Source organism: Winogradskyella marincola (assembly GCF_029624125.1).
In the GTDB taxonomy this organism is placed as follows: domain Bacteria; phylum Bacteroidota; class Bacteroidia; order Flavobacteriales; family Flavobacteriaceae; genus Winogradskyella; species Winogradskyella marincola.
On sequence record NZ_JARSBN010000002.1, the window covers coordinates 214563 to 239912 of the forward strand.

30 protein-coding genes and 4 tRNA genes are annotated in these 25350 nt (G+C 32.8%); 24 read left to right on the forward strand and 10 right to left on the reverse strand.

The genetic code is table 11. The annotated features are described in order from the left end of the window. Position 1 precedes the first annotated feature (1 nt). The 3 genes from P7122_RS04090 to P7122_RS04100 all read right to left on the reverse strand — a co-directional run bounded on the left by P7122_RS04090 (position 2) and on the right by P7122_RS04100 (position 3763). On the reverse strand, positions 2–2200 hold the full coding sequence (locus P7122_RS04090; protein WP_278004509.1) for a TonB-dependent receptor plug domain-containing protein: 2199 nt from the start codon (positions 2198–2200) through the stop codon (positions 2–4). Between the two features lie 79 nt (positions 2201–2279). Further along, complete coding sequence (locus P7122_RS04095) at positions 2280–3191, reverse strand: FecR family protein (protein ID WP_278004510.1); 912 nt, start codon at positions 3189–3191, stop codon at positions 2280–2282. Positions 3192–3238: 47 nt separating this feature from the next. Further along, entirely contained in the window at positions 3239–3763 is a 525-nt protein-coding gene (locus P7122_RS04100; protein WP_278004511.1) for an RNA polymerase sigma factor, read from the reverse strand. Positions 3764–3874: 111 nt separating this feature from the next. On the opposite strand from P7122_RS04100, the gene P7122_RS04105 reads away from it, so the two are divergent. From P7122_RS04105 to P7122_RS04135, 7 genes are read left to right on the forward strand one after another with little or no spacing between them, the layout of a single operon-like run. Next, complete coding sequence (locus tag P7122_RS04105) at positions 3875–4939, forward strand: hypothetical protein (RefSeq protein ID WP_278004512.1); 1065 nt, start codon at positions 3875–3877, stop codon at positions 4937–4939. Between the two features lie 27 nt (positions 4940–4966). Continuing rightward, positions 4967–5446 carry a hypothetical protein gene (locus tag P7122_RS04110; protein WP_278004513.1) on the forward strand — a complete coding sequence of 160 codons (480 nt, stop codon included), beginning with the start codon at positions 4967–4969 and terminating at the stop codon, positions 5444–5446. Positions 5447–5463: 17 nt separating this feature from the next. Continuing rightward, the gene (locus P7122_RS04115; RefSeq protein WP_278004514.1) at positions 5464–5853 is read left to right on the forward strand and encodes an OB-fold protein; all 390 of its coding nucleotides are present in this window, start codon (positions 5464–5466) and stop codon (positions 5851–5853) included. A gap of 6 nt (positions 5854–5859) precedes the next feature. Continuing rightward, positions 5860–7014: a T9SS type A sorting domain-containing protein gene (locus P7122_RS04120; protein WP_278004515.1), complete on the forward strand. Its 1155-nt coding sequence runs from the start codon at positions 5860–5862 to the stop codon at positions 7012–7014. A 55-nt stretch (positions 7015–7069) separates the two neighbouring features. Then, positions 7070–7924: a DUF5777 family beta-barrel protein gene (locus P7122_RS04125; RefSeq protein WP_278004516.1), complete on the forward strand. Its 855-nt coding sequence runs from the start codon at positions 7070–7072 to the stop codon at positions 7922–7924. Between the two features lie 14 nt (positions 7925–7938). Beyond that, positions 7939–8301 carry a hypothetical protein gene (locus P7122_RS04130; protein WP_278004517.1) on the forward strand — a complete coding sequence of 121 codons (363 nt, stop codon included), beginning with the start codon at positions 7939–7941 and terminating at the stop codon, positions 8299–8301. 11 nt (positions 8302–8312) lie between these two features. Further along, entirely contained in the window at positions 8313–8861 is a 549-nt protein-coding gene (locus P7122_RS04135) for a YceI family protein (protein WP_278004518.1), read from the forward strand. Between the two features lie 58 nt (positions 8862–8919). Here the strand turns inward: P7122_RS04135 and P7122_RS04140 are convergent, their stop codons facing one another. The 6 genes from P7122_RS04140 to P7122_RS04165 form a co-directional block, all read right to left on the reverse strand. Then, a complete protein-coding gene (locus P7122_RS04140) occupies positions 8920–10017 on the reverse strand; it encodes a slipin family protein (protein WP_278004519.1) in 1098 nt (365 codons plus the stop codon). A 502-nt stretch (positions 10018–10519) separates the two neighbouring features. Then, positions 10520–10634 (reverse strand) — tRNA-Gln (locus P7122_RS04145). 1076 nt (positions 10635–11710) lie between these two features. Then, a tRNA-Phe gene (locus P7122_RS04150) sits at positions 11711–11783 on the reverse strand. Between the two features lie 41 nt (positions 11784–11824). After that, a tRNA-Tyr gene (locus P7122_RS04155) sits at positions 11825–11910 on the reverse strand. A gap of 7 nt (positions 11911–11917) precedes the next feature. Beyond that, positions 11918–11991, reverse strand: a tRNA-Cys gene (locus P7122_RS04160). Positions 11992–12045: 54 nt separating this feature from the next. Then, the gene (locus P7122_RS04165) at positions 12046–12630 is read right to left on the reverse strand and encodes a hypothetical protein (RefSeq protein ID WP_278004520.1); all 585 of its coding nucleotides are present in this window, start codon (positions 12628–12630) and stop codon (positions 12046–12048) included. 953 nt (positions 12631–13583) lie between these two features. Here P7122_RS04165 and P7122_RS04170 point away from each other — a divergent pair. The 7 genes from P7122_RS04170 (at position 13584) to P7122_RS04200 (ending at position 17305) form a co-directional block, all read left to right on the forward strand. Continuing rightward, the gene (locus P7122_RS04170) at positions 13584–14108 is read left to right on the forward strand and encodes a ferritin (protein ID WP_278004521.1); all 525 of its coding nucleotides are present in this window, start codon (positions 13584–13586) and stop codon (positions 14106–14108) included. Positions 14109–14189: 81 nt separating this feature from the next. Further along, entirely contained in the window at positions 14190–14375 is a 186-nt protein-coding gene (locus P7122_RS04175; RefSeq protein ID WP_278004522.1) for a hypothetical protein, read from the forward strand. Between the two features lie 49 nt (positions 14376–14424). Then, entirely contained in the window at positions 14425–15267 is an 843-nt protein-coding gene (locus P7122_RS04180; RefSeq protein ID WP_278004523.1) for a helix-turn-helix domain-containing protein, read from the forward strand. Positions 15268–15357: 90 nt separating this feature from the next. Then, positions 15358–15513, forward strand: a complete 156-nt coding sequence (locus tag P7122_RS04185; RefSeq protein ID WP_278004524.1) for a hypothetical protein — start codon at positions 15358–15360, stop codon at positions 15511–15513. 122 nt (positions 15514–15635) lie between these two features. Next, complete coding sequence (locus tag P7122_RS04190; RefSeq protein ID WP_278004525.1) at positions 15636–16184, forward strand: carboxymuconolactone decarboxylase family protein; 549 nt, start codon at positions 15636–15638, stop codon at positions 16182–16184. Between the two features lie 20 nt (positions 16185–16204). After that, positions 16205–16594 (forward strand): cupredoxin domain-containing protein, encoded by a 390-nt coding sequence (locus P7122_RS04195; protein ID WP_278004526.1) that lies wholly within the window; start codon positions 16205–16207, stop codon positions 16592–16594. A 69-nt stretch (positions 16595–16663) separates the two neighbouring features. Then, complete coding sequence (locus P7122_RS04200; protein ID WP_278004527.1) at positions 16664–17305, forward strand: hypothetical protein; 642 nt, start codon at positions 16664–16666, stop codon at positions 17303–17305. Positions 17306–17365: 60 nt separating this feature from the next. Here the strand turns inward: P7122_RS04200 and P7122_RS04205 are convergent, their stop codons facing one another. Further along, a complete protein-coding gene (locus P7122_RS04205; RefSeq protein WP_278004528.1) occupies positions 17366–17698 on the reverse strand; it encodes a single-stranded DNA-binding protein in 333 nt (110 codons plus the stop codon). A 241-nt stretch (positions 17699–17939) separates the two neighbouring features. On the opposite strand from P7122_RS04205, the gene P7122_RS04210 reads away from it, so the two are divergent. The 10 genes from P7122_RS04210 (at position 17940) to P7122_RS04255 (ending at position 25323) form a co-directional block, all read left to right on the forward strand. After that, a complete protein-coding gene (locus P7122_RS04210; RefSeq protein ID WP_278004529.1) occupies positions 17940–18434 on the forward strand; it encodes a hypothetical protein in 495 nt (164 codons plus the stop codon). Positions 18435–18600: 166 nt separating this feature from the next. Then, complete coding sequence (locus P7122_RS04215) at positions 18601–19233, forward strand: hypothetical protein (RefSeq protein WP_278004530.1); 633 nt, start codon at positions 18601–18603, stop codon at positions 19231–19233. A gap of 140 nt (positions 19234–19373) precedes the next feature. Then, a complete protein-coding gene (locus tag P7122_RS04220; RefSeq protein WP_278004531.1) occupies positions 19374–19802 on the forward strand; it encodes a hypothetical protein in 429 nt (142 codons plus the stop codon). A 158-nt stretch (positions 19803–19960) separates the two neighbouring features. Beyond that, entirely contained in the window at positions 19961–20398 is a 438-nt protein-coding gene (locus P7122_RS04225) for a GNAT family N-acetyltransferase (RefSeq protein ID WP_278004532.1), read from the forward strand. 78 nt (positions 20399–20476) lie between these two features. Next, a complete protein-coding gene (locus P7122_RS04230) occupies positions 20477–21430 on the forward strand; it encodes a hypothetical protein (protein WP_278004533.1) in 954 nt (317 codons plus the stop codon). A 124-nt stretch (positions 21431–21554) separates the two neighbouring features. Continuing rightward, positions 21555–22520, forward strand: a complete 966-nt coding sequence (locus tag P7122_RS04235; RefSeq protein ID WP_278004534.1) for an SRPBCC family protein — start codon at positions 21555–21557, stop codon at positions 22518–22520. 120 nt (positions 22521–22640) lie between these two features. Then, positions 22641–23255, forward strand: coding sequence for a spermidine synthase (locus tag P7122_RS04240; protein WP_278004535.1), 615 nt, complete (start codon positions 22641–22643; stop codon positions 23253–23255). 78 nt (positions 23256–23333) lie between these two features. Further along, positions 23334–23795 (forward strand): hypothetical protein, encoded by a 462-nt coding sequence (locus P7122_RS04245; protein ID WP_278004536.1) that lies wholly within the window; start codon positions 23334–23336, stop codon positions 23793–23795. Positions 23796–23860: 65 nt separating this feature from the next. After that, on the forward strand, positions 23861–24514 hold the full coding sequence (locus P7122_RS04250; protein ID WP_278004537.1) for a hypothetical protein: 654 nt from the start codon (positions 23861–23863) through the stop codon (positions 24512–24514). A 272-nt stretch (positions 24515–24786) separates the two neighbouring features. Beyond that, positions 24787–25323, forward strand: coding sequence for a hypothetical protein (locus tag P7122_RS04255; protein ID WP_278004538.1), 537 nt, complete (start codon positions 24787–24789; stop codon positions 25321–25323). Positions 25324–25350 lie beyond the last annotated feature (27 nt).

Consider the following 25350-nt stretch of genomic DNA (forward strand, 5'->3'; position numbering starts at 1 on the left):
ATTAGAAATTAACTCTAAAAATGAGATTTGGCGTAATCCCTAAGGATTGCTGTTTCACTTCTGTTACAGCATCATTATTAATACGATAAAAACTATTTATAGTGTTTTCACGATTTAAAAGATTCCATACAGAAAGTCCAAGATTAGCACTGGTAGCTGTGCTTAATCTAAAATTATACAATGCTGAAACATCTACTCTTAGATAGTCTTTAAGTTTAGAAGAATTAGTGCTATTGTAATTAATTTCGCCATTACTAAGTTCGTTTCCTTCAACAGGAGTTGTTGTTGGCCTACCAGAATTCCAATTTAAACCTGCGGACACTTTTAACTTACCAGAAGTGTAATTTGTACCAAGCGTAATTGCATGCCTAATATCATAATTACTAGGAAAAGTCGCCTCTGGTAAATCGCTAAATGTATAATCGCTATTCATAAACGAGTAGCTTAGCCACGAATTGAAATTATTTAAACGCTTTCTAACTATAAAATCGAGACCTCTCACTTCATTAAATCCGCTTGTTCTTACAAATTCATATTGATTTTGAAATCCTTGACTTTGCGTAGTAATTCCCTTAATCTTTTTATAATATCCTTCTGCACTAACCAACCATCCATTTTGGCTGTAAGACAAACCCAACGATGCTTGACGACTTTGTATTACAGGAATATCGTTATCGTTAGACAACTGCCATCTACGTTTTTCTATACCTAAAAAATCATTCTGAAAATTTATAATCTGAGAACTATTTTGATGTTTAAATTCACCTAAAACTTCAACAGAAAAGAAGTCTAAAAACTTATGAGAAAAACTCAATCTTGGTTCTAACAGATGTTTGCTAAACTTATCTATGTAATTGTATCTTATACCAGAAGTTAGATTCGTATTTTTATTATTAGACTTATAAGAAAGCTGCGAAAATACACCATGCGTTCTCACCACCTCAGACACTAATAACTTAAAACGTGGTACATCTACATCATCTAAATTGGTCATCTTTGTTTCTACAAAATGGTAACCACTTAGTAATTGAAACCTGCCATTAAATTTATGATTTACCTTTAGTTTTAAACTGGTTTCAGAGATCTTATTTTCCTGCAAAAATCGTTGCGAATCTAAGAGATTGGCATTAATAGATTTTAATTTATAATCTGTTTCGTAAGCTTCAAAAACGGTTTGCCATTTAGTGTTCCAAACTTTAGAATACGAGATTGCTCCTGCAATACTATGTTGAGACAGGCTGCTTTCTCTGGAATCCTCAATAGCATCAATCGTAGTGTTTTCATTAAAAACCAACTCATTGGTTGCGTTTATAAAATTGACTCTTAATATTTCGTTTTTATTTATCTTATAAATCCAACGAAAAGACGCATCATAAAAATCGAAAGTTTTATCAGAGTTTGTAATACTCATGGTATTATTTTCTACTTCTGTGTCTTGGGATATGCGCTCAAAAAAGTTGTTGTAGGTAGGAGTCTCAGTAAAATCGCTTAAAGCTTTTCTGGCCGCAACTTGCAATGAAGATCTTTTGCTAATAGGAACATCTACAAAGCCATTGGCATCAATAAAATTTACACCAATGTTTCCATTAAAAACTTTATTAATATTTTTCTCGGTTTCCATAGAAATTGTTCCCGAAACACCATCTGTAAATTCTGTAGACGACCCATTTTTGGTTAAAGAAACGCGTTGTGTTATCTGAGGATTAAACATGGAAATAAGGCCGAAAAAATGACCAGATTGATACATTTTTATATCATCCCACAGAATTAAATTCTGGTCGTGAGATCCGCCTCTTATATTAATGTTAGAAACCGTTTCATTAATACTCTGTATGCCAGGAAAGGCTTGTACAGCCTGCAAAACATCAGTCTCTACCAAACCAGGCAAGATGTCAAATTCAGAAACCTTAATTTCAAAAGAACCATTACTTAGCTTATTGATTCCTTTTACAATATAACCAGACACCATTACTTCTGAAAGTTTTTGCAAATCAAAAGCGGGATTGATAGCTATAACCAAAATCATATTATCTTCAGTAATTTGATACTGAAAATCGGTTTGAATTTCTAAATAGTTCAACGCTTCATTTAAGGAAAGTGTATTCTTTGGTGGCTCAACCAAAATACCAGAAACAGCATCTTCGGCATAATTAAACTGAACTTTATAGCGCTGTTCTAATATTGATAAAATTTCGGACAAAGATATCCTGCTCTCAGTCTCTTGTGAAAAAGCACAGAAAGAAAAACTAAAACTAAGAAGTAGTACTAGTATGTACTGCCTAATCTGTATCGCCATAAATTAGCACTTGGTTGGATGAACTAATTTTATAGGTTAAATTCATGGGTTGAGTTATGGCAGAAAGGGCTTTTTCTAAATTTTTGTGAGTAAATCCACCTGAAAACAATCGCGTTGTTTTGGTGTCTTTAAAAGTGACTTTTACACTAAATTGACGCTCTAACTCAGAGACAACTTCTTTTAAAGGAACAGATTTAAAGCTACTTCTGTTTTCAATCCATTCTGGCTGGATAGCTCCTACCTTATCTTGACTAAATGTAGTGTTTAATATACGATACGTATCGCCTGCCAACAACTGTCTTGTAATGGTATCTGACGAGACCTTAACAATACCTTCGTAGCATACAACTTCAAAATAATCTTGTCTTGCTTTTACATTAAACTCAGTACCAACAACCGTTACAACACCTTGTTTTGTTATAACATCAAATGTTTTTCCTTTGGCTACTTTAAAATAAGCTTCGCCTTCTAGATTTAGCTGTCTATTATCGTACCACGAGTCTTTATCGTATGTAATTTTAGAATCCGAATTCATTATTACACGAGACAAATCAGGAAGTGTCATAGTCGTTTTTTCGGCTATTTGTGTGTGCTGTTCTACCATGCTATCATTCATAAACATGGTAAAGTAAATTGCCAAGCCAATAACCAAAACACTTGCAATTCTTAACGCTGGTTTTAGCCAGTTAAGACGTTTTACGGATGATCTTACTTTATATTTTGCTTTAAAGGTTTCAAAATCATCAACCTTAGAGAATTCTGAAGCTTTGAAATGTTTTGCATCCTCAATTAACTTTCGATTAAGAGCAAAGTCTTCTCGCTTACTAAATGCTTCTTTCTCAGCATCTGTAAGATCTTCATTCAGCCATTTATTTAATAATTTATCTTCAATCATAAATTTGCTCATTAAACATATAACAACTCAGCTTTCGATTCTCCTGATTATTTTATTTTAAAATTTTCGAGCTCTTTTTTCAAAATATTAAAAGCGGTATAGATTCTATACTCTACTACTTTTTGTGTCACTCCCAACATATCGGCAATTTCACTGTGCTTCTTTCCTTCAACCTTACTTAATAAAAACGCAACTCGTTGTTCTTCCTTTAAACTGCCAAGGACATTTTTATATTTTTCGAGATATTGTTCTTGCTCTAGTATAAACTCTGGTGTTTCGTTTGTGTACTGTTTTGGCTTGTTTTTTTGATAGTTTAAAACCACTTTTTGATGTTTAATTTCGTTAAGCATCAAATTATTTGCAACCGTAAACAAAAAAGATTTAGCCTTAGCAAAAGTTACTTTCTTACAGTTATCCCAAAGCTTTATAAAGGCTTCTTGAGCCTTATCTCTTGTGTTGTATTGTGCACCATATTTGTAATACAAAAAATTGTGCACGTCATCTGAGTATTTGTTATAAACACGCTCAAATGCAGCTTCTTCACATATATTTTCGCTAAGATCTTTAGACAAGGTTCAAATAAAAGTTTTCATAAAGGTATAGAAATATTTTTTTGAAAAAAGTTCAGTAGTTTTTAAAAGTGAGTTGTTATATCTTAAATGGCAATAAAAACTTTAGTCATTATGAAACTCAAAACATTTTTAATCTTTCTTGTAATTTCTTTCATTTTTTCTTCGTGCAGAAAAGAGGAAAGAGAGTTTATTCAAACACCAGAAGATGAAGTTTTAGAAGCCAACTCTAACATTGCTGCATTAATGCAAAGAACAGCTCTTAACGATGGATCTGTAGACAATATCGTTGATAGAGCTAACTGCTTTAACATCGCTTTTCCTTATACAGTAAATGTTAATGGTGTAGATATAGATGTAAATTCTGCAGAAGATTATGCAGTAATTGAGTGTGTTTTTGACCAAACTGAAGACAACAGCACTTTAAACATTTCATTTCCTATAACAATTGTTTTAGCAGACTATTCTGAGGTTACTATAAATAGTCTATCAGAGTTTGATGCTTACACCAACAGTTGCAATGACGAGAATGAATACGATGATGATATAGAATGTATCGATTTTATATTTCCTATTGAAGCTTCAATATTTAACCCAAATAATGAGCTATTAGAAACCATTACTATTGAAAACGACAATCAACTTTTTGAGTTTATAAATGATCTCGATGAAGATAATATAACAACCATAGATTTTCCTGTAACAGTAATTCTTGCTAATGACACAGAGGTAAGTATTAACAACTTTGTAGCGCTTGAAGATACTATTGAAGATGCTATTGACACTTGCGATGAAGATGATGATTACGATTATAGTGACGATGATTGTGATGATTGCACGCCATCTCAATTAGAAGACTTACTCCTTGGCTGTTCTGATTGGGAAGTAGATAAACTAGAGCGTAATGGAAATGATTATGATAATGCCTACAATGGTTATGTCTTTAACTTTTTTAATGATGGCACCATGTCTGTGTATTGGAACTCCATTATAGAATATGGCACATGGACAACTAGTGGCACTGGTAATAATCTCGAAGTTTTAATTAACGTCCCAGCTTTACCATTGTGTAATAACAATTGGATTTTGCACGAAATAGAAAACTGTTCTGTCGAAACAAAAATAGACCTAAGAGTTGGAGATGAAGACAGATTGCGATATGAGAATAATTGCAATTAATAAAACAAACCTTAAAATCAATTAACCATGAAAACTAAAGCTCTTTACAGTATTTTATTAATGATGAGTTTTTCATTAATGTCTTTTACATGTTCTGATGACGATGATGGTAACAATCAGGATGATAATTCGCAAGAAATAGCTCAAATACAAACAACCGTAGAATCAGGTGACTGGATTGTGACAAGCTACATAGACTCAGGCACAGACGAAACCAACGACTTTAATGGTTACACTTTTACTTTTGGAACCAACGGTAGTATTACAGCAACCAACGGTAATACAACTTACAATGGTACTTGGTCTGTTACTGATAGTAATAGTAATGATGATAGTCCAGATAGTGACATAGACTTTAATATTTCATTCCCTGTACCAGATGATCATGATTTTGATGATTTAAATGACGATTGGGATATTATTAGTCACAGTAATAACATGATTAGCTTAAGAGATGTTAGTGGTGGAGATGGAAGCGTAGACACTTTAATATTTGAAAGAAATTAATTAGAAAACACCAAGCAATGCGTAAGTGGATAATAATATTGGTTATTGCAATAGTTGTATCAATTTTTGGCTACAATTACATATACCAAGACCACAGAGATATTGAAAGTGAACAAGCGGAATTCACAATGACTTCTTCGGAAATAAATCAATTATTTTCTAAAAATTCCACTTCTGCTGAGCAAAAATTTTTAAACAAAACTATTGAAGTTTCAGGCTTAATAACAGATATCAACAGTAATGACATTACTATTGATGATAGCGTATTCTGTCAATTCTCAAACAATCTTGAAACCTCATTAGACAAAAATGAAAACATAAAAATAAAAGGACGTGTTATTGGTTATGACGATTTGCTAGAACAAGTAAAACTAGACCAATGCACTATTATTAACCAATTAAAATAAAAAATCATGAAGAACAATTACTTTCTAAAAACAACCACTCTACTTGCATTAGTGTTACTAGGTTTTTCTAGTCTCAGTGCTCAAGTAAGAATTGCAAAGCTAGATCCTGCAACAAATTCAGTTACTTTAAAAAACTATGGCAGTACAAATGTTCCAATATCTGGTTATTGGTTTTGTAATTATCCTGCTTACGGACAAGTTAGTTCCATGACTTCTGTTGCCAGTTTAGACCCAGGAGAAGAAGTAAATATTGCTAGCTCTGTTAGTTTTGCTGTAGCAGATGGAGAATTTGGACTCTACAACACCAATAGTTTTGGGTCTTCAACTGCGATGGAAGATTATATGCAATGGGGAAGCGCAGGACACCAAAGAGAGTCTGTTGCTGTTGCTAAAGGTATCTGGTCTGCAGGTACATTTATAGATCTTGCCGCACCTTTTGCCTACAGTGGCTCAGGTACAGAAAATGGTGCCGAGCAATGGATAACATTTAGAAGCGTTAGAATCTCTAAACTAGACCCTAGCACCAACTCTGTAGCACTTAAAAACTTTGGTTCATCTGCTGTAGATATTTCAGGTTATTGGTTTTGTAATTTCCCAGCTTACGGACAAGTTAGCGCTATGACGAGTACAGTAATGTTAAATCCAGGTGAGGAAATAAATATCGCTAGCTCTATTAGCTTTGCTGTTGCTGACGGAGAATTTGGTCTTTATAACACCAATAGCTTTGGGTCAGATACTGCAATGGAAGATTACATTCAATGGGGAAGTGCTGGTCACCAAAGAGAATCTGTAGCAGTAAATAAAGGTATTTGGGATGCTGGTACTTTTATAAATGTTGCTCCTCCTTTTGAGTATACTGGCAATGGTTCGCAAGATGGTGTAGTCTACTGGAGTACACTTGGCATTAATAACTTTGAGGAAATGGGTAATGTTAAACTATATCCTAATCCTTCAAACGCTGTTCTTAATATAAACGTTGAAACCGTTGGTGCAAATGGTACTTTAGAGGTTTATAACATCCTTGGCAAAAAAGTATTACGTCAAGAAATAGAATTAGACCAAACATCTCAAATTGATGTTTCTGGTTGGGATAGTGGTGTATACTTAGTTAAAATTTCTTCTGATAATGGTGAAGAAACTAAACGATTTGTAAAGCAATAAACCAAACAGTTTTAGCTAGAAAATAATCTACATTACATAATTTAATTATTAAAAAATGAGACCCTTATTTATACTCATCATGCTATCGCTATGCCAAATTTTAACGGCTCAAGGAGATGATTTACTTAGCGAAATTGACACTGATTCTGTTGGAGACCAATATGCTACAGCAGCTTTTAAAGGTCTAAAAATCGTAAACTTTGAATCTACCAAACTCGTTGCAAAAAAAGAATTAACCTTCATTGTTTCTCACAGATTTGGTAGCATCGAAAATGGATTTGACAGTTTCTTTGGACTAGATGATGCTGTTACCAGATTAAACTTTGTTTATGGTATCACTGATGGAATAAATATTGGTGTATCTCGTAGCTCGTTTCAAAAAATTTATGAAGCCTCAGCTAAATATAGACTAGTAAGACAAAAAGAAAATGGTTTTCCATTTACTATAGTTGCCTATAATTCGATTTTAATAAATACCGCATTAGAAAAAGAAAATTTACCGAAGTTAGAATTTAGGGATCGTCTAGGATATACAGCGCAATTGCTTATATCTAAAAAAGTAAGTTCAAAATTGTCATTGGAAGTGGCACCTACATTTTTTCATGACAATTTTGTGGCTTATGACGAACAGCACAACTCGCAATATGCTATTGGTTTTGGAGGACGACAAAAATTAGGCAAGCGTTGGTCTATAAACTTAGATTACGGATGGCATCTTAACAGAGCTGATGGCTCACCTTTTAAAAATCCTCTTTCTATTGGGTTCGATTTAGAAACTGGAGGGCACGTTTTCCAAATGCATTTTTCTAACGCTCAAGCCATGAATACCAATGGTTTTTTGGGGCAAGCCACAGGAGATTGGAGCTATGGCAACATCTATTTTGGGTTTAACTTAAGTCGTGTGTTTTAAAAAAAACAGTAATTATGAAATTTAAATACCTCTTATATTTTGCAAGCTTATTCTGCTTTTCAAACTGTTCTTATAACAGTGAAGATGACTTAACAGAAAATGTTATTATTGAAGAATTTGTAACCTACGAAGACAATATAAAATCTATAATAGACACCAATTGTATTTCATGCCACAGTAGTCCTCCAATTAACGGAGCACCAAATTCTCTGGTAACCTATAACGATGTTGTAGATGCTATAGAAAACAGAGATTTAATTGGACGTATTTCTACCACAGATGCTGGTTTTGTAATGCCGTTTGGAGGTCCAAGATTACCACAAAACTTAATAGATCTTGTTGTTCAATGGGAACAAGAAGGTTTGTTAGAAAACTAAAATATTACGTTATGAAAAAGGTCATATTTTTAGCACTATTCTCAATAAGCATAAGTGCAATAGCTCAAAGCAAATACCTAACCAAAACAGGACAATTAAATTTTGAAGCCTCTGTACCTTCTTTTGAAGAAGTTGCTGCAAAAAACAATGCTGTTACTGCAATTTTAAATACTGAAAACGGAGAATTTGCAGCCTTAGCTTTAGTAAAAGGCTTCCGGTTTAAAAATGCTTTGATGGAAGAACACTTTAATGAAAATTATGCCGAATCTGATAAGTATCCAAAAGCAACTTTTAAAGGAAAAGTTGATGACCTAGATTTTGACGATTTAAGTAATGAAGAAAGTAACACTTCAATTGATGGTTCATTAACATTTCATGGAGTCACAAAACAAGTTGAAGGCATTCCTTTAACCCTAAAAAAGGAAGATGAAAAAATTATTATTTCAGGTAATTTTAAGGTGTTAGCATCAGATTTTGAGATTGAAATCCCAAAAATTGTTGCTAATAAATTATCTAACGAAGTTGATATAAATTTTAGGTTTGAATTGGTTAAAAAATAGAATTCTATTCTAAAACCAAAAGCGCTAGTTAGTACTAGCGCTTTTTTTGTACACCTACTTATTTTCCAGAGAAAATCTCTTTCAATTGTGTTACCATATTTCCATTGCCTGACACAGTGATTTCACCAATCTTTTCGGCAATTTTTTCAACATACTCCATCTCTTTTAGCTTGTATAACATATCATTCTCCTCCATCAACTTTGCTGTGTTTAACAAACTACGTGTAGAAGCTGTTTCTTCACGTCGCATAATAACGTTGGCTTGTGCTTTCTTTTGTGCAACTAAAACCTGGTTCATAATATCTTTCATTTCACCAGTTAAAATCACATCTCTTATACCGCAGTTTATAACGGTAACACCTAACTTTGATGCGCTTGTTTTTACGTCTTCAAACACTGTTTCTGCAATATTATCTTTACGTTCTAGCAATTCATCTAAGGTGTAAGCACCAACATAAGCACGCAACACCAACTGCATTGTAATGTATAATTGCTTTTCGTAATCCTTGTTTTCTAAAAGTGCTTTTTCTACATCTTTAACTTTGTACTGTGTGTAAAAGTTGATACGAATAGCAGCTTTATCTTTAGTTAACAATTCTTGTCCTGAAATTTCTAATTGAAGCTGACGCAAATCGGCTTTAGCAATTTTTATAGAAGTATCATTTCTCCAGAAACGGTATGTACCACCTCCGAGTGTCTTTGTATATACATCGTCTACTAAAAGCACGGCTTTTTCGTAAGCTGCAACTTCAAAAGTTCTGATGTATTTATTAACTTCATAATTGCTAAAAAGTGACTTATCTAAGTTTTCAGTTATATAAATTTTGTTTAAATCTACACGTACATACTCACGCTCGATTAGACCTTTCCAGAACACATAACGACCAGCGTTTAGGACATTTTTAAAGTTTCCTTTTTCGTAAAGTAAAACAATCTCTCCGTCCTTTACCTCTACCACATCTAACATAGCAGCTAAAACCTCATCTTTTAAGAGAACTTCTAATGCTATTGGTGTAGTAAAACTAGTGCTCAAATCATACATTAGTACACGCTGGTTAAAACCTAACCAGTGCAAACCTTCAGTAATTACTCTAACGTAATCACCTTTTTTGAATACCAAACCTACTTTTCCGGCATTAATTCTTACTCGTAACATTGTTTTTAGTTTTTTAATTAAACATCATTTTTGCCAACTAAGGCGAATTGGTAATACTTGTAACGGACGGATTACCAGCTTCAAAATGGTATTGACGAGTTCAACACTTTTTTGAAGTTTATCTTTATTTTAAATTTTACTTTTAAAAAATAGCAGATTGCAAATCATCTCATCTACACGGAATTACTCATAGCAATATCTGCCATAATCAGTGCGATGACTGCACGTTAAAAAAGGAAATCCTATTGATTTTGTCTTTTAACCTTTAATCATAACAGTAACTATTTTTGAAATTACAAATCAGTAATTCAAAGTACATCTGAGATTGCTTGTTATTGAACACTAATAGTTACTATTAAAGCCAATCTACAATCTACTATTTCGTCATTTTTGTTGAGTAGTGTGACGGGACTACTTGTCTATCAGTTTTATAAGATGATAAGCTTAAATCCTACATTATGAGTGTAGTGCTCTAACCTACTGAGCTACAAAGCCTAATTTGTGGTGGCTTTGACAGGAATCGAACCTGTGCAACTAAAGAGACATTCTTTAAAGAATGTCAACTGTTCGCTAGAACCAAAATCTAGTGCGTTTCCATTTCCGCCATATCCGAAACCGGATAGTGGGACTCGAACCCACATGAACTGGTGGTTTTTATTTTGGTAAAAAAACCGTAACCTTCAAGTCTAGTTGAACATAAAACGAGATACATCTCTGCATCGCATTATGCAATAGTGCTATACCGAAACACCCAACAAGACTAGCTTGATATCTTAAAAAAAGCGTTCTGAGAATACCTTCGCTTTAGGATAAACTTTCCTAGGATTATAGCCGTAGCCCTTCCCTAGTTTTCCACGCGCTTCTCATTGCTTAGAGAATTACGTACTTATCCGATGCCTTAATACATTGTAACCGTTCGGCAACTTAGACTTGGCCTGCATAGTGGCTTAACACCACGCTTTGCAATTACAAGGGTTGGCTCCCTCACCATTCATAGACGTCCTCTCTTGAGGCGGCCTATTAGAATGTTTACCGCACAATAAAGGCTTGCGACCTCTACCGTCCCATATATTTCAATGGGTTTAGGCAACTACTAACTGCTACAATGTCCGAAGTCTTTTGCTTTTAAATCGCTGTATCTAAAGTACAGTGCTCTACCAGTTGAGCTATCCTTTTGGTTCAGGACTGGGACTCGAACCCAGACTATTTTTTGACCTAGAAGAAGGGCTTCGAAAATGGCTTCGTAGATTTTAGCCTACAAAATACCAACCTTCTCCTTGCATGTTTCCCAACACACGGTAAGTTAAGTCACCGAACTGTTTCCAATCGGGTAACTCTTATACTGCAATACGCTCCGTAAGGTTGGATGACCTTAACGTAACCCATTACTACAACTTTTCCTATTGGTGTCTCCACCTCAAGCTTCATTAAAATTGGCTATAGATTCTTAAAATACCTCAGCGGTTGCCCCTAGTACTTAGTAACCTACGTTTGTTGCTTGCTTACGTGTACTATCTTCTGAAGAAAACAGTCTCCATTTGCAGTGCCTGCAAACAGATTTATCCTTGTTACCAAGTTTATCTAAGGACGATAAGCCGCCCCAACATTCAACAATAAAAATTGAGAGTGCTGATTTTTTTTTAATGATGAAACTTATTATCTAAGTCTCATACAATGTCAATGAACTTTGTTGTGGAACAGACAGGACTCGAACCTATATCGCCAGATCTTCAATCTGGTGCATTGACCAACTTTGCTACTGTTCCAGAATTTTAGTGCCTATCAAGATTAGTTCGTTCAACACTTATGGTGGGAATTGAAAGATTCGAACTTTCTAAGTACAATACAACTGTTTTACAGACAGTCTCAGCTCACCAACGCTGACGAATTCCCAAATTTGAGACAAGAATGAGATTCGAACTCATAAAAAAACAGAGTTGCAGTCTATTGCCTTAACCATTAAGCCATCTTATCTTTAAAATCGGCAAACCAAGGCCTGCCGATTTGTTTATTCTCCCTTCTTTTTAATTACAATAAATTATTTAACCGATTCTGAAACCAGCTATTTTTAGTTTCTGTTTCAGCTTCTTTTTTAGCCTGATTTTCTAAGACTCTATTTGCATTTGCCTGCACCTTTCTTTTCTTTTTTACACGAGACAAAACACCATCTACAAAACATATAAAATCATCATTTAACGCTAATTGCTTTGCTTCTTTTAAAGCGCGTTCTGCGTCTTCAAACTGAGTCATACTCTCAAACAGTTGGCCTTGTGCCAATGCTATACCAGCCTTATCTATACCTTTTACAGTCTTGGCAAAATCAATAACTTTTTGAGCTTCTTCAAAGTCCTCGTTATTGGTTAATAACCTTATGTAGTCTGGATAAATATCTGTTAAATCCAATCTGCTTGCCAAGGCGCTTTCGTAATATGTCTTAGCTGTTTCGTAATCACCCAATTGCTCTGCATATACTTTTGCCATTAAGTGCAACGCTTTGGCATTTTCTGGATCGTAAGATAACGCATAGTGCAAGGCTTCAACCGCTTTTTCTAATTCCCAAGGATACGCTTGTATTGCTCTAAACAAGTGTATGTTTTGTAATATATTTCCCATTTTCCCTTTATTCAATAGTTAATACTGTCTTAAATGCATCGCCTTTAATGGATGCTTTTAAAACTGTTTGTTTTTGATTAAATCTTAATGTTGAGACATAAAAAAATCCGAAACAGTTTTATTGCTTCGGATTTTTTTCTGGAAGATGATCTGCCTACTTATAAACAGACATTTCAGAAATATACCGAAGCCTTTTTTTATTTGACCCTAAGTCGCGTACAATCGTACACGATGGTTCTCTAAAATTTTGAATTACTATACTATGCTTTAGCATGGCTTCTTGTTTTTGTTATTGTTGTTTTTTGATGCGAATCTTTTGTTTGATTCTGCGGTGCAAATATAAAGTTGATTTTTTGAAACTTCCAAATAAAATTTCAATTTAAGATGCTGATTATCAATTAATTGAAGTTAAAAAAGAGCATAGAAATTCCTGTCCACTTTATGCAGATTCTTGGAGACTTACGACAAACACTTGTTTCTCAAAAGTTTAACCTTCAATGCTTATATTTTAGTTTTTAAAATCTTGTTTCAACTTTTATCTAAAAAAATTTCATTTTTTATTTTCTAACTTTTAATTGCTTTGGGTTTTTCCTTCATTTTTTGATTTATAAACAAAAAAAGGCGTCCAATTTCTTGGACGCCTGTATTCTATAAATGGGTTTAGTCTAAATCATTTGTAATTAATGATTAACATAGATACATAGCGTCCTTCCGCGTTGAAATAATTCGATACTATTTCCGCGATAATCCCACTGACACATCAGTGATTTTGGTGCTTTATGTACTCTTGTTGTTATCATTAGTGGTACAAATATGATATATTATTTACTTAAAATCAAAATTCAACTTCAAATTAGATTAAATATGAATTACAGATATAGACCAATATCTCCTTTTGAATAGTTTTAGTTTGATGCTCATAGTCTGTATCTTTGATAAAAAAGGAGAATATTATGTTATCAAAATCAATAGAAACTGCATTAAATAAGCAAATACGTATAGAAGCGGAATCTTCTCAGGTATATTTAGCAATGGCTGTTTGGGCAGAAGTAAAAGGTCTGGAAGGTATATCTAATTTTATGTACGACCAGTCTGATGAGGAGCGTGAGCACATGCTAAAACTTGTGAAGTTTGTTAACGAACGTGGTGGACACGCTCATATCTCAGAGCTTAATGCACCTAATGTAGAGTTTAATTCTTTTAAAGAAATGTTTCAAAAACTACTAGAACATGAAGTTTTTGTATCAGAAAGTATTAATGAGCTTGTACACATCTCTTTGCAAGAAAAGGATTATGCTACTCACAATTTCTTACAGTGGTATGTTGCAGAACAAATAGAAGAAGAAGCTGTTGCCAGAACTATTCTTGATAAAATTAACATGATTGGAGACGATAAAGGAGGTCTTTATTTATTTGATAGAGATATACAACAGTTAACGGTAAGCTCTGCTGCTCAGACACCTGGAGCTGGTATGTAATTGTTAAAATTTATTTAGAACAAATTAAAATAAGTATATTTGCAGCCTAATTTAAAGAACCCTCTTTTGAGGGAACTAAAGATGGGCAAAAAGAAAAAGGATAAAAAGGATAAAAAGCTTAAAAAAGAGCGCATAAAAATTTTAGAAGTTTCTGGCGTTGATACTTTAGGTAAAGTAAAGTCTAAGTGCTGTAAGAAATATAAAAAGGCAGAGCATAAACGATGTAAAAAGTGCCCTTGCTTTGATCTTCTAAAAAAAGTAGCCTAAAAATTTTAAGTCTTGTAATGTTTTATAGTGTATGTAGACTTACATATACATGAAATATACATTTAATGAATTTGCTACAGGTGCAATTTTTAATATTGGTAATACCGACAACCTTACTCCATTAAAAAAAGCACAACAAGTTAATCTTTATACATTTATCTGGGCCAACTCTCAACCTATAGAGCTTGTAATAGACAGTGTTCCTATTACGCTACCAGCAAATCATATTTTAGCACTTACACCTATACAATACATACAGTATATTAGTGGTAGGGATGTAATTTTATATCAATTTAACAGAGAATTCTACTGTATAAAAGATCATGACCATGAAGTAAGCTGCGCTGGTATGCTGTTTTTTGGTAATATTAATATCCCAATTATAAGCCTTGATGAAAAAGAACAACAAAAGTACAAAACGCTTCACGAGGTTTTTATTGATGAGCTTGAAACTAAAGATAACATACAAGCCGAAATGCTCAGAATGTTGATGGGTAGATTTATTATAAAAAGTACCCGGTTACTAAAAGCAAAAGAGGGCATTATTGAAACTCAAAAAAGCTCAAAAGTAGATTTACTAAGAGCTTTCAACGTATTAGTAGAACAGCATTTTAAAAACGAACATAGTGTGTCTTTTTATGCTGAAAAACTTTATAAATCACCCAAAACGCTCTCTAATAATTTTGCAAAGCTTAACCGTAGTCCGTTACAAATTATTCATCAAAGAATTGTTTTAGAAGCTAAACGATTGCTTACCTACACAGATAAATCTGCAAAAGAAATTGCTTACGACATTGGTTTTGATGATGCATCACACCTTAGCAGATTATTTAAAAAATATACCTCTCAATCGCCTTCTGAATTTAAAAAATCCCTAAACACACTTACTTAGGAAATATTGACAAGTCTAAGGGCAAATTCTTCATTCTATTCTCCTACCGCTTCCTTCATCTTTGTAGTGTAATTTTTAAAACTATAAAAGATGAAACATTCCATTAAATCCATATTCAATCTTATAGAAATATTTGCAAAAAGCCCTAGACGCATTGCAACAAGTACATTATCTAATACGCATTGCGAGCACGAGCAATTGCATGATTATTACTGCGACGCAGAAAAACCTCACGTTAACCCTTAAGGAAATAATGACAAGTATAAGGGAAGTATTTTCATTCTATTACTTCCCTTTCTACTGCAACTTTGTACCATCAAAAAAATTAAATAACAAACGCTGATTTATTCAGCATAAAAATTAAAATTATGAGCACATTTAATGTACCAACACGAGAAAACGTTAGTGAAAACAACCAAGCAATTTTTGACAACCTAAAAAAGGCTTTAGGATTTGTACCAAACTTATACGCAACTTATGCGCACAGTGATACTGCTTTAGAAAACTACTTAAACTTTGCTAACGCAAAAACATCGTTGTCTGCTAAAGAAAAAGAAGTTGTAAACTTAGCTGTAAGCCAAGTAAACGACTGTATTTATTGCTTATCTGCTCACACAGCAATTGGTAAAATGAATGGTTTTACTGACGAACAAATTTTAGAATTAAGAGCTGGTTTTTCTTCAGTAAACACCAAATTAGATGCTTTGGCAAAATTGGCAAAAAACATTACAGAAAATAGAGGTCGTACAGATGCAGATGTTTTAGAAAACTTCTTTAACGCTGGCTACACCAAAGCCAATTTAATAGATACTATTTCTTTAGTTGGTGACAAAACCATCTCTAATTATGTACACAGTACCACACAAGTACCTGTAGATTTTCCAGAAGCTCAGCCATTAAAAACTGAAACTGTATAACCTTAAAATCTTTATTAAAAATGAAAAAATTAATTTCTATCCTAATTATTGCATTAAGCCTTACACTTACTGGCAATGCACAAGATCATATGATGAACGATACTAAGGCTACAGTAGTAACCTTAGAACAAACAAAAGGCAAGTTTACAAAAGAGAAACTTACATTATCTGAAGGCGATTATGTTTTTAATATTAAAAACAACAATGTTGGTCACGATGTTGGCTTTGTATTGGTAAAGAAAGGTGAAGATGTCAGTAATCCAGACAATCACATAAAGTCTGCATACGTTACTAAAGCTGTTAAAAACAATAGTTCTGAAAAAACAAAAGTTACCACACTGTCAAAAGGTGAGTACATTTATTTTTGTCCTCTTAACCCTACACCTCAGTATAACTTAACGGTAAAGTAAGAAATTATTAGACCATATTTTGTGCGCGACTTTGTTTAAAGTCGCGCTATTTTTTTTTACTTTTCTGCAATGATTAGATACCGAAAAGTAAGAGGCAATAACCGTATAATAAAATCTATTGAAGAATGGAAAACCTATAATCTAGATTTAGACTTAGGGTATCTACAATCTAGCCAAAGAAACTATTGCAAAATATGGGTAAGCCCTTTTGCTGACATATCTATTAGAAACTCTGAAATACCCTCGCCCAAAGGAAAGCATAGGCAAGAAATTATAAAAGGCTTATTAGAAATTTATAACCATTGGGAAACACAACTCAACACCCTAAACAAACCTTATTATTTAGCCATTTGGTTACTAGAGCCACGACTAGAAAAATCTCAGGTAGTTTGTGCTATAGATAGCATGATGGACTTCTATGACATTACATTTTACAAACCAAAAGCGCAGCGCAAATTTCCATCTCAAAACTACGGTAAGCTTACAAATCAATTAGACCAATTTAATTGGACATATGCCTTAGATGAAGACCATTTTTTTCAATCAGATATCGATCTAGAAGAAGATAGGTATGCCTCAAAAAGTGATTACTTAGAGATGCAAAAATGGTACAAAAGAAAATTAAAACAAGGTATAAGAAGTGCGCCTTCTAATGACGACACTTTTTATGCAGTAAGAAAAGGCATAGCCTGGATTGGCACAAAAAATTGACTTACTAATTAAAAAAAGGGTAGTTGTATACTACCCTTTTTATATTGCGTTATTATAATCCTATTTCCCTAGCATCAAAAGCTCATGACACACCACTTCTGTAATGTAGCGTTTAATACCATCTTTATCTTGCCAAGAGCGCGTTGTTAGCTTACCTTCAATGGCAACTTCTTTTCCTTTGCTTACAAATTTCTCAACGATTTGAGCCGTTTTTCCCCAAGCTACAATATTGTGCCATTGTGTATCTGTAACTTTTTCGCCATTGGCATTTTTGTAACTTTCGTTAGTAGCGATAGAAAATTTTGCAAGCATTTTACCAGACTCAAGGTTAATGATTTCTGGATCGTTTCCTAGATTACCAATCAACTGTACTTTGTTTTTTAATGCGTTCATGTGTTTTAATTTTATACGTTAAACAGTTAATACAATTGAACCTTAATGATTCAACACTGCAAAGATGAGGTGGTTAACAAATTTTATTCGGTAATTACCTATTTAATTTCGTTTGTAATTATTTGTAGTCGTTTGTAAACGAATAATGCTTTGCTATTATGGTATTTTGTGGTAGATTTAAGTCTAAATAGTTAAACTGCTTTTATACGGTAGTTGTGTGTAATTTGAGCGAACTTATAAAATGACAAGAACTTTAACTTTAATATTGATTATGGGATTATTTAGTAAACTGTTTGGTCAAACGGAAAAAAAGAATTCTGAACCTTCTGTAAAACAAGAACTACAATTGGAATTCAATGTTATGAAAAATATTTCCTTGGAGAAATGCCAGAAATATGAAAATTCAGAACAATTCAAATTGATTGAAAACGGAATTTATCAAGATTTAAATGACAATGATAACACTAAATACCGAATGACTATTTCATATGACCTTGAGCCTGAAAATGACACAAATAACCAGTATCCATTAGAAGACATTTTGGACAAATATTATTTACACGTATCAGACTTTTTAGAATCTGAAAATAATTCTGACCCTCATAACTTTAAACTTGAATTAGCTGGAGAATTGGATGACTTGAAGAAAAGTCAAGAAATAATAGGAAAAAAAGTCTATAATCAGGAGTTTAAAAGTGACGATGGACAAATAAGAGTGAACTTAATAATCGAATAAAAACTACACACAACAATGGCTATAAGTAATTGCTTGTTCTCGCCTACTTCTGAAAATCCTGGCGGATTTTCAGTTCGGTGTGTACTTGCAAAATTAAGTGCTAAACCACGCAACTACTAATAGCCGAGACCGTTATGTGCAAGCTGAAACAACACTTCGATAATCAATGAAAAACGGAAAATATTTTGACATATTAAATTCTTTACCAGCTTATGGTGAAATGTATGTACCAATTTCCGAGGACAATGTTCCATTTTATTCCGAGGGTTTTGTAATAAGGTTTTATAAATCAGATGGTGAAGATTGGGTTGCGAACTTCCAAACTGGATGGACTGAATTCAATTATGTACACGAATTCGAAACGAACCCAAATATTTTGGTAGTTGCTGGAGGAACTTGTTATTTGATGAACCCAAACAAAAAAGAACCTATCAATGTATTCGGTGTTGGCTTTCAGAATTATTTAAAAACTGAAAGTAACCAAATAGTCTTGCAAGATTTAACGGATTTGACTGTTGTCGAACCAAACGCAGATTATTGGCGGACGGAAAGAATATCTTGGGACGGAATAAAGGACTTAAAACTGAATGGTAAATTTGTAACTGGTTTATCATACGACCCAATGAATAGTAAAGAAGAATGGGTCGAATTCATTGTTGACCTTGAAAATAGAGAAGTTAAAGGCGGAAGTTATAGAAAATATGAGTTTAAGCCAATAGGAGAAAACGTGGAGAGTGTAAAACCGAAAAAAGATAAAAAATCGTGGTGGAATTTCGGAAATGGAAAAGCCAGCACATAACAACGGCTATAGTTCATTACGGCTGAAATTCCTAATCGGAATTTCGAGCCTTTTTGCTAAATTTATGGTTACGGCGGAATGATACTCGCGTACCATTCCGTAACGAAACCATAACCAAAACCGTTGCCCACCATTGGAAAATGACAGACGAAGAATTAAAAAAAATAATTTTTGAACTTGAAAAAAGGAATGAAAAGGAAAAGGCTTTTTTCGGATTTTATGAATATGGTGGTGGACCAGATGAAAGTCATATTAAAGCCAATCGAAAAGGACTTGAATTATTCGCAACTGAACTACTCAAAGTCGGAATTGAATCTGAAAATCGGGAATTTAAAAAAAATGGGACTGAATCAATTGGATTGAACACTGATTGGCTTGATGAAAATGGTGAATTCTTCTTTGATTTTGTAGAATTAACCAAAAAAGATAAGGCGCCAACTGAAAAGACTTTTCCTGAACATAAAGAAACTTGGAAAGACAAAGCTTTTAGAGTTGGTTGTTTTGGAATAGGAATTCTATTGGTTGGACTAATTATTGTCGGACTGATAACAGTTTTAAATTGGATATAATAAAAACGGTGGGCAACAATGCATAACCGCAATTACGGCGGATTCGACTACGTCCGAATCCTCTCGGAATTGCTAAGGCCAGTTCTAAACCGAAAATTATTAACTTTAAATCCGTAACTGACGGTTATACGAGACCGTTGGCTGTAATTAGAGCAAATATGAGTACAATAGATAACATTTATAAAAAGGAATATAAAGAAGTTGTGGAACTTTGGGAAGCTTCGGTAAGAGCAACTCATCATTTTCTAAAAGAAGAAGATATCGAACATTTTAAACCACTAATTTTAAATACATATTTAGATGCAGTTGAATTAAAATGCATTAGAAATAATAGAAAAATAGTTGGTTTTCTTGGAGTTGCTGGCCAAACCCTAGAAATGTTATTTATTCATCCTGATTCTAGAGGAAAAGGAATTGGAAAAACACTCTTGAACTATTCAATTGATAAATTAAAAGTGACAAAAGTTGACGTAAACGAACAGAATGAACAAGCTGTTGGATTTTACAAACACTCTGGATTTGAAGTTATTAAACGTTCAGAGTTGGATTCTTCTGGAAAACCTTATCCAACTTTACATATGGAATTAAAAAAATAACCACAGTTAACAATGTATAACCGTAATTACGGCGGATTAGACTATACTTTGACTACGATCAGTGCTTAACCGAAAAATATGAAAACAACATTATATTTAGTACTAATTTTAATCCTCCTTTCTTGTCAAAAGAAAATATCTGAAAAAACTCAACACAAAGAATTTAACACTAAAACAGAAATTAAAAAATTAGAGCTTAACGACACCATTATTTATTTAAGTGATGATAATGATTTAGCACTAATAAAGCTGACTTTGATTCCAAATGGGACTTTTGATTTTCACATGAGTATTTATCCTGAGACCATGCAAGACTCTGAACCTAAACCTGAGATTATCAAAGCAAATGGAATATGGAATGGAAATAAAAAAACTGTATTACTCAACTTTGAAAAACAAGAAAAAGATTCATTGAATTTAAATAAGATTTTTGACTCTAACTATGCAAAAGAAAATGAATTTAAGGTTAATAATAATACAGTTGAGATTGACTATTCCTTAGATAAATTGAATATTTGGGGAATTAGTTGTTATAAATCAAAAAAAGAAAACAGCGAAATTAGCACAACTGTTTCAACCAATTCAAACTCTAAATTCCCAATTTGGATTGAAAAAATTAACTTAGACATTAATTCCGAATTAGGACAGCATCAAAAAAGAAATATCAAAGAATTTAATAAAATTAATGATTCCCTTTCTATTTGTGTATTTATACTTAATGATGGTGTTTGTTCAAAATATTCTTTGGTTACTTTTCTTAACCAAAATGAAATTGATAATGCCGAAATTGGAATAGAATGTGACCAAGATATGTCAATCCCAGAATACAAATGGAAAGAATTTGAATTCTTATCAACAACGACATTTCAGACAATAGAGTTTTCAGAACATGTTAACGATTCTCTAATTGACAATAATGGCTATATAAAAAAAGGGTATGATTTTATGGAATCTAAAACAACAATTGATTCTATTATTAAGGTTTTCGAAATAGATAAAACTGGAAAAATAACTGGCACAAACAATGAATAATTAATTGCAATTATAATTCTTCTACAAATTTCAATCTTATTCATTATCTTTCGATTACAGCAAAAAATCACAACTACTTTTCCGTTAGCGTTACACACTAACACGTTGTAAGCAATTAGAATACATGAACAAAAAAATTATAAGCACCATAATTGCAATTGGGATTCCGGTTGTTTATGCAACCCTTGTCCGAATGGCATTTGGGATGAGACTAAAGACTTGGGATGATTATTTTCAGGTAATGTCTACAACTTTTTTATTCTTGCTTCCTACAATAATTGGTACTCTAACCGTGTACCTATCAAGCCAGGAAAAAGCAAAAAGTATTACATACAGAATATTTACACCTTGGGTTCCTGTTTTATTATTCTTATTTCTAACATTGGCTTGGGGAATTGAAGGTTGGGCCTGTTGGATAATGATTTTACCTGTCTTTTTATTAGCTGCATCCATTGGCGGATTATTTGGTGGTTATTTAAAAACCTACAAAAAAAATGACCGACTAAACATTTCGCTGTTAGTATTATTACCGTTTTTAGTTGGGCCAATAGAAAGTGTTATTGAAACGATTCCGGCAACCTATAAAGCCTATACCTACATAGATATTGATGCTCCTGCGGAAAAAATTTGGGATAATGTAACACGTGTAAAAGAAATTCCTGTAGAACAAGATAAAGGCTATCTTACAAGAATGCTTGGCTTTCCCAGACCTGTAAAAGCAGAATTGAATTTTGAAGGAGTTGGCGCATACAGAGAAGCTATTTTTACAAAAGGGCTTGTGTTTCATGAAACTGTAACAGAGTACGAAGACAACAAAAAAATGGTGTTTTCTATAAAGGCATATCCACACGAAATACCATCAACCACTTTAGATGAGCACGTAGTTATTGGTGGAGATTATTTTGACGTTTTAGATGGCACCTACGAACTCGAAAAACTACCAAACGGACTGCATCGTTTGCATTTATACAGTCACTTTAAAATGAATACAACTTTTAATTTCTATGCTGGTTGGTGGGGAAAATGGATAATGAAAGATATTCAAAACAACATTTTGCAAGTAGAGAAAAAAAGGTCTGAGATTGAATAATGCCTGCAAATAATAAAAATATAAAACTGCAATTGTACTTTAAAAAACCTAAAGAAATAGTATTCTTATAGCCTTACTTTTAACTTTACCATGAAACGTTTGCTCAGCTACATTTATCCCGTGACCAAAACCATCGAATCCAAATACAGCGGAAAGCTAGAAATCACATGGTATAACGGCAAAAAACACCTTAACTCAGCGAACGCCAACTATAGTTATGGTTCACTACAACGCATTCTAAAGTTTGGGTTAAAAAAGATAGATCTTTCCAAAGTAAATTCAGTTTTAATTTTAGGATTAGGAGGCGGAAGTGTCATTGAAACTTTACGACAAGATTTTAATTATTCTGACCTAATTGAAGCTGTAGAACTTGATCCTGTAATAATAGATATAGCCAAAACAGAATTTGGTATAGAACAGAACGAAACATTAAAAATTCATTGTGCTGATGCCTATGAATTTGTTAAAGACCACTCAAAAACATTCGATCTTATTATTGTTGATCTTTATATAGATTTAGATGTTCCTAATAAATTTCTGGATTTTAAATTTTGGGATCATATTTTGGCACTAAAAAATTCCTCTGGCTCCATAATTTTCAATGCTGCAGTTAAGGTTTCAAAAGCTGATAAAATCATTTCGATTTCAAATTACCTGAAGACAAAAGTATTCAAGGTTGAGCTTTACGACAATGTTAACAATACCAACACCGTCATTATAGCAAAAGGGTTGTAATTATTTAAAAATTAACCTCTTGCCAACAGAACTTATTTATAACCTATAACGCAAAAGCATCAACATAAACCAACCGTTTTGTATTTTAAAAGAATAAAAATAACCGAATTAAGTACCGAAAAAATTGAAAGTAATGTTAGGCTACTTTCCTTAAGGCGGCATACATCTCTTGATTTTAAGTCAGCCTCAACTTACGTAGCAGAACCTAATAAGTTTTTCTTAGGTTATGAAAACGACAGAAAAATTGATTTGCTAAGAATCATAACACCATTTGAAAGATTACTTCCAAAGATAATTGTGACGTTTGACAAAACGAATTTTCAGGAATATAAGTTGAGGTTGAAATTAATCTCAATGGTCAGTTTAATTTTATTGACTATTGGCTTGATTTTTAATTTAGTATATTCAATTCAAAATGGACGCTTAGAAAGTGATTTCGGATCTATCGTAATAGTGAATCTAATTTTTTACTTACTTCTTTTTGTTGAATATAAGTTAGTGAAAAGAAAAATGGATCTAACTTTAAATTGGAAAGAATAAAAATTACAAAATATTGATACTAGCATTCTGTAATTACAATGTAATCAAAATAAAAACCGAAACACTTGAAATTAAAACTTATACCAACCTTACTTCTATTTCTGGCTCTATTAAATTGTAGCGACAAAAGACCACCTCAAACCACAAGCTTTGAGAACTTGTATAAGGTTAGTTCATCTAAAATGAAAATGAACCAATCTACGCTAGAAATTACATTAATGGACGACTCTTACATTTATTTTGAAGACTACAACGAACTAAAATTTGAGGTCTTTTTAAATACCAATTATAATAAGCTAAAAGATTACGAAGCCATAAAACTAACATCCACCCAAATGGGAAGAGATGATATTTACAGCAAAACATTTTCAAAAAGTGACTTAAAAAAAATAAACAACACCTTTAAAAACCAACACTTAAAAAGAAATCTGTATAGTATCGTTAATAGTTTTGATGCAAGTGAATTATGGAATTTTAGATCTACTGTCATTCAGTTTTCAGACTATGCAAAAGATTCAAAAAAGCTAAACTACATAGAACTTGTCACAAGACATTCTGAGTTACAAAACGGAACCCGAAAAGACTCAGTTGCCACACAAAGAATTAAGCTTATTAAAGACTTCTTTGAGGAAGAGGGCATACAAGACGCTTGGGATAAAAATGATAGAAGGATTGATGCTAGTAACTTAGTTTTAAAACTAAACTTAATCTTGCAGTAGCAAAGTATTAATTATTAACTTCACTACCTCAAACGCACATAAAACCAATGAATTTTTTAGAAAAATTACCATCCTTAATCCTCTTTGGTATATTACTTTTCTTTTGGAATAAATATATAGTAACAACATTGGTAAAAAAAGTTGTGCAACTAAATCCAGATAATGATTGGTTGGCAGCAAATCAACATATTTTTATAAAAGGATTTCAAACTTTTTATTGGGCTTCTTATATAATGATAATAATCACATTTTTAGTATCCTAATAAGTACACATGAAAACGTATTACATAAAAAAAGAAGGCATTGATGACTATGTAAACAGGGAAACAAAGAAAAAAATGAGGATTAGTGCAATTGGCTTTTTCATTTTTTTCATTCTAATGTTTGCTTTTACATATTCTTACGGAGTACACAAAATTTTAATGCTACCACTTGCTATCTTTTTTCTAATCATTTTGGGTGTAATCTACACATCGAGTTTGTCTCAAATCAAAAATTTAATAGACCTTACTTGTTTTGTTTTTTCAGAAGAATCAGTATCAAAATTACTAGATAAAGAACAGCTTAATTTAATGAACAAAGTTGGCGTCTCAAGAAACGAGCATAGATATGGTGTAAAGTTTAACCAAACCATTAAGTTTAGTAATATTGAATCTACTGCGATAAAAGCAAATGAAATTGTTATAAAATCTAGAGATTATGATTTTACAACTGGTAATGGTAAAATTTCAATACCCAAAGAAATTGAAGATTACGAGACTATTAAAGCAGAAATTATAAAAAATGCTGACGTGTATAAATTAGTGTAAAACCTAAAAATTCCCATTTCTTTCCAA

Coding starts and splice junctions, on each gene's coding strand:
- P7122_RS04120 (WP_278004515.1), top strand. CDS start 5,860: ATGAAGAACAATTACTTTCTAAAAACAACCACTCTACTTGCATTAGTG.
- P7122_RS04125 (WP_278004516.1), top strand. CDS start 7,070: ATGAGACCCTTATTTATACTCATCATGCTATCGCTATGCCAAATTTTA.
- P7122_RS04175 (WP_278004522.1), top strand. CDS start 14,190: ATGGGCAAAAAGAAAAAGGATAAAAAGGATAAAAAGCTTAAAAAAGAG.
- P7122_RS04225 (WP_278004532.1), top strand. CDS start 19,961: ATGAGTACAATAGATAACATTTATAAAAAGGAATATAAAGAAGTTGTG.
- P7122_RS04110 (WP_278004513.1), top strand. CDS start 4,967: ATGAAAACTAAAGCTCTTTACAGTATTTTATTAATGATGAGTTTTTCA.
- P7122_RS04165 (WP_278004520.1), bottom strand. CDS start 12,630: ATGGGAAATATATTACAAAACATACACTTGTTTAGAGCAATACAAGCG.
- P7122_RS04130 (WP_278004517.1), top strand. CDS start 7,939: ATGAAATTTAAATACCTCTTATATTTTGCAAGCTTATTCTGCTTTTCA.
- P7122_RS04140 (WP_278004519.1), bottom strand. CDS start 10,017: ATGTTACGAGTAAGAATTAATGCCGGAAAAGTAGGTTTGGTATTCAAA.
- P7122_RS04195 (WP_278004526.1), top strand. CDS start 16,205: ATGAAAAAATTAATTTCTATCCTAATTATTGCATTAAGCCTTACACTT.
- P7122_RS04170 (WP_278004521.1), top strand. CDS start 13,584: ATGTTATCAAAATCAATAGAAACTGCATTAAATAAGCAAATACGTATA.
- P7122_RS04185 (WP_278004524.1), top strand. CDS start 15,358: ATGAAACATTCCATTAAATCCATATTCAATCTTATAGAAATATTTGCA.
- P7122_RS04200 (WP_278004527.1), top strand. CDS start 16,664: ATGATTAGATACCGAAAAGTAAGAGGCAATAACCGTATAATAAAATCT.
- P7122_RS04210 (WP_278004529.1), top strand. CDS start 17,940: ATGACAAGAACTTTAACTTTAATATTGATTATGGGATTATTTAGTAAA.
- P7122_RS04255 (WP_278004538.1), top strand. CDS start 24,787: ATGAAAACGTATTACATAAAAAAAGAAGGCATTGATGACTATGTAAAC.
- P7122_RS04115 (WP_278004514.1), top strand. CDS start 5,464: ATGCGTAAGTGGATAATAATATTGGTTATTGCAATAGTTGTATCAATT.
- P7122_RS04095 (WP_278004510.1), bottom strand. CDS start 3,191: ATGATTGAAGATAAATTATTAAATAAATGGCTGAATGAAGATCTTACA.
- P7122_RS04180 (WP_278004523.1), top strand. CDS start 14,425: ATGAAATATACATTTAATGAATTTGCTACAGGTGCAATTTTTAATATT.
- P7122_RS04235 (WP_278004534.1), top strand. CDS start 21,555: ATGAACAAAAAAATTATAAGCACCATAATTGCAATTGGGATTCCGGTT.
- P7122_RS04190 (WP_278004525.1), top strand. CDS start 15,636: ATGAGCACATTTAATGTACCAACACGAGAAAACGTTAGTGAAAACAAC.
- P7122_RS04220 (WP_278004531.1), top strand. CDS start 19,374: ATGACAGACGAAGAATTAAAAAAAATAATTTTTGAACTTGAAAAAAGG.
- P7122_RS04105 (WP_278004512.1), top strand. CDS start 3,875: ATGAAACTCAAAACATTTTTAATCTTTCTTGTAATTTCTTTCATTTTT.
- P7122_RS04205 (WP_278004528.1), bottom strand. CDS start 17,698: ATGAACGCATTAAAAAACAAAGTACAGTTGATTGGTAATCTAGGAAAC.
- P7122_RS04230 (WP_278004533.1), top strand. CDS start 20,477: ATGAAAACAACATTATATTTAGTACTAATTTTAATCCTCCTTTCTTGT.
- P7122_RS04215 (WP_278004530.1), top strand. CDS start 18,601: ATGAAAAACGGAAAATATTTTGACATATTAAATTCTTTACCAGCTTAT.
- P7122_RS04135 (WP_278004518.1), top strand. CDS start 8,313: ATGAAAAAGGTCATATTTTTAGCACTATTCTCAATAAGCATAAGTGCA.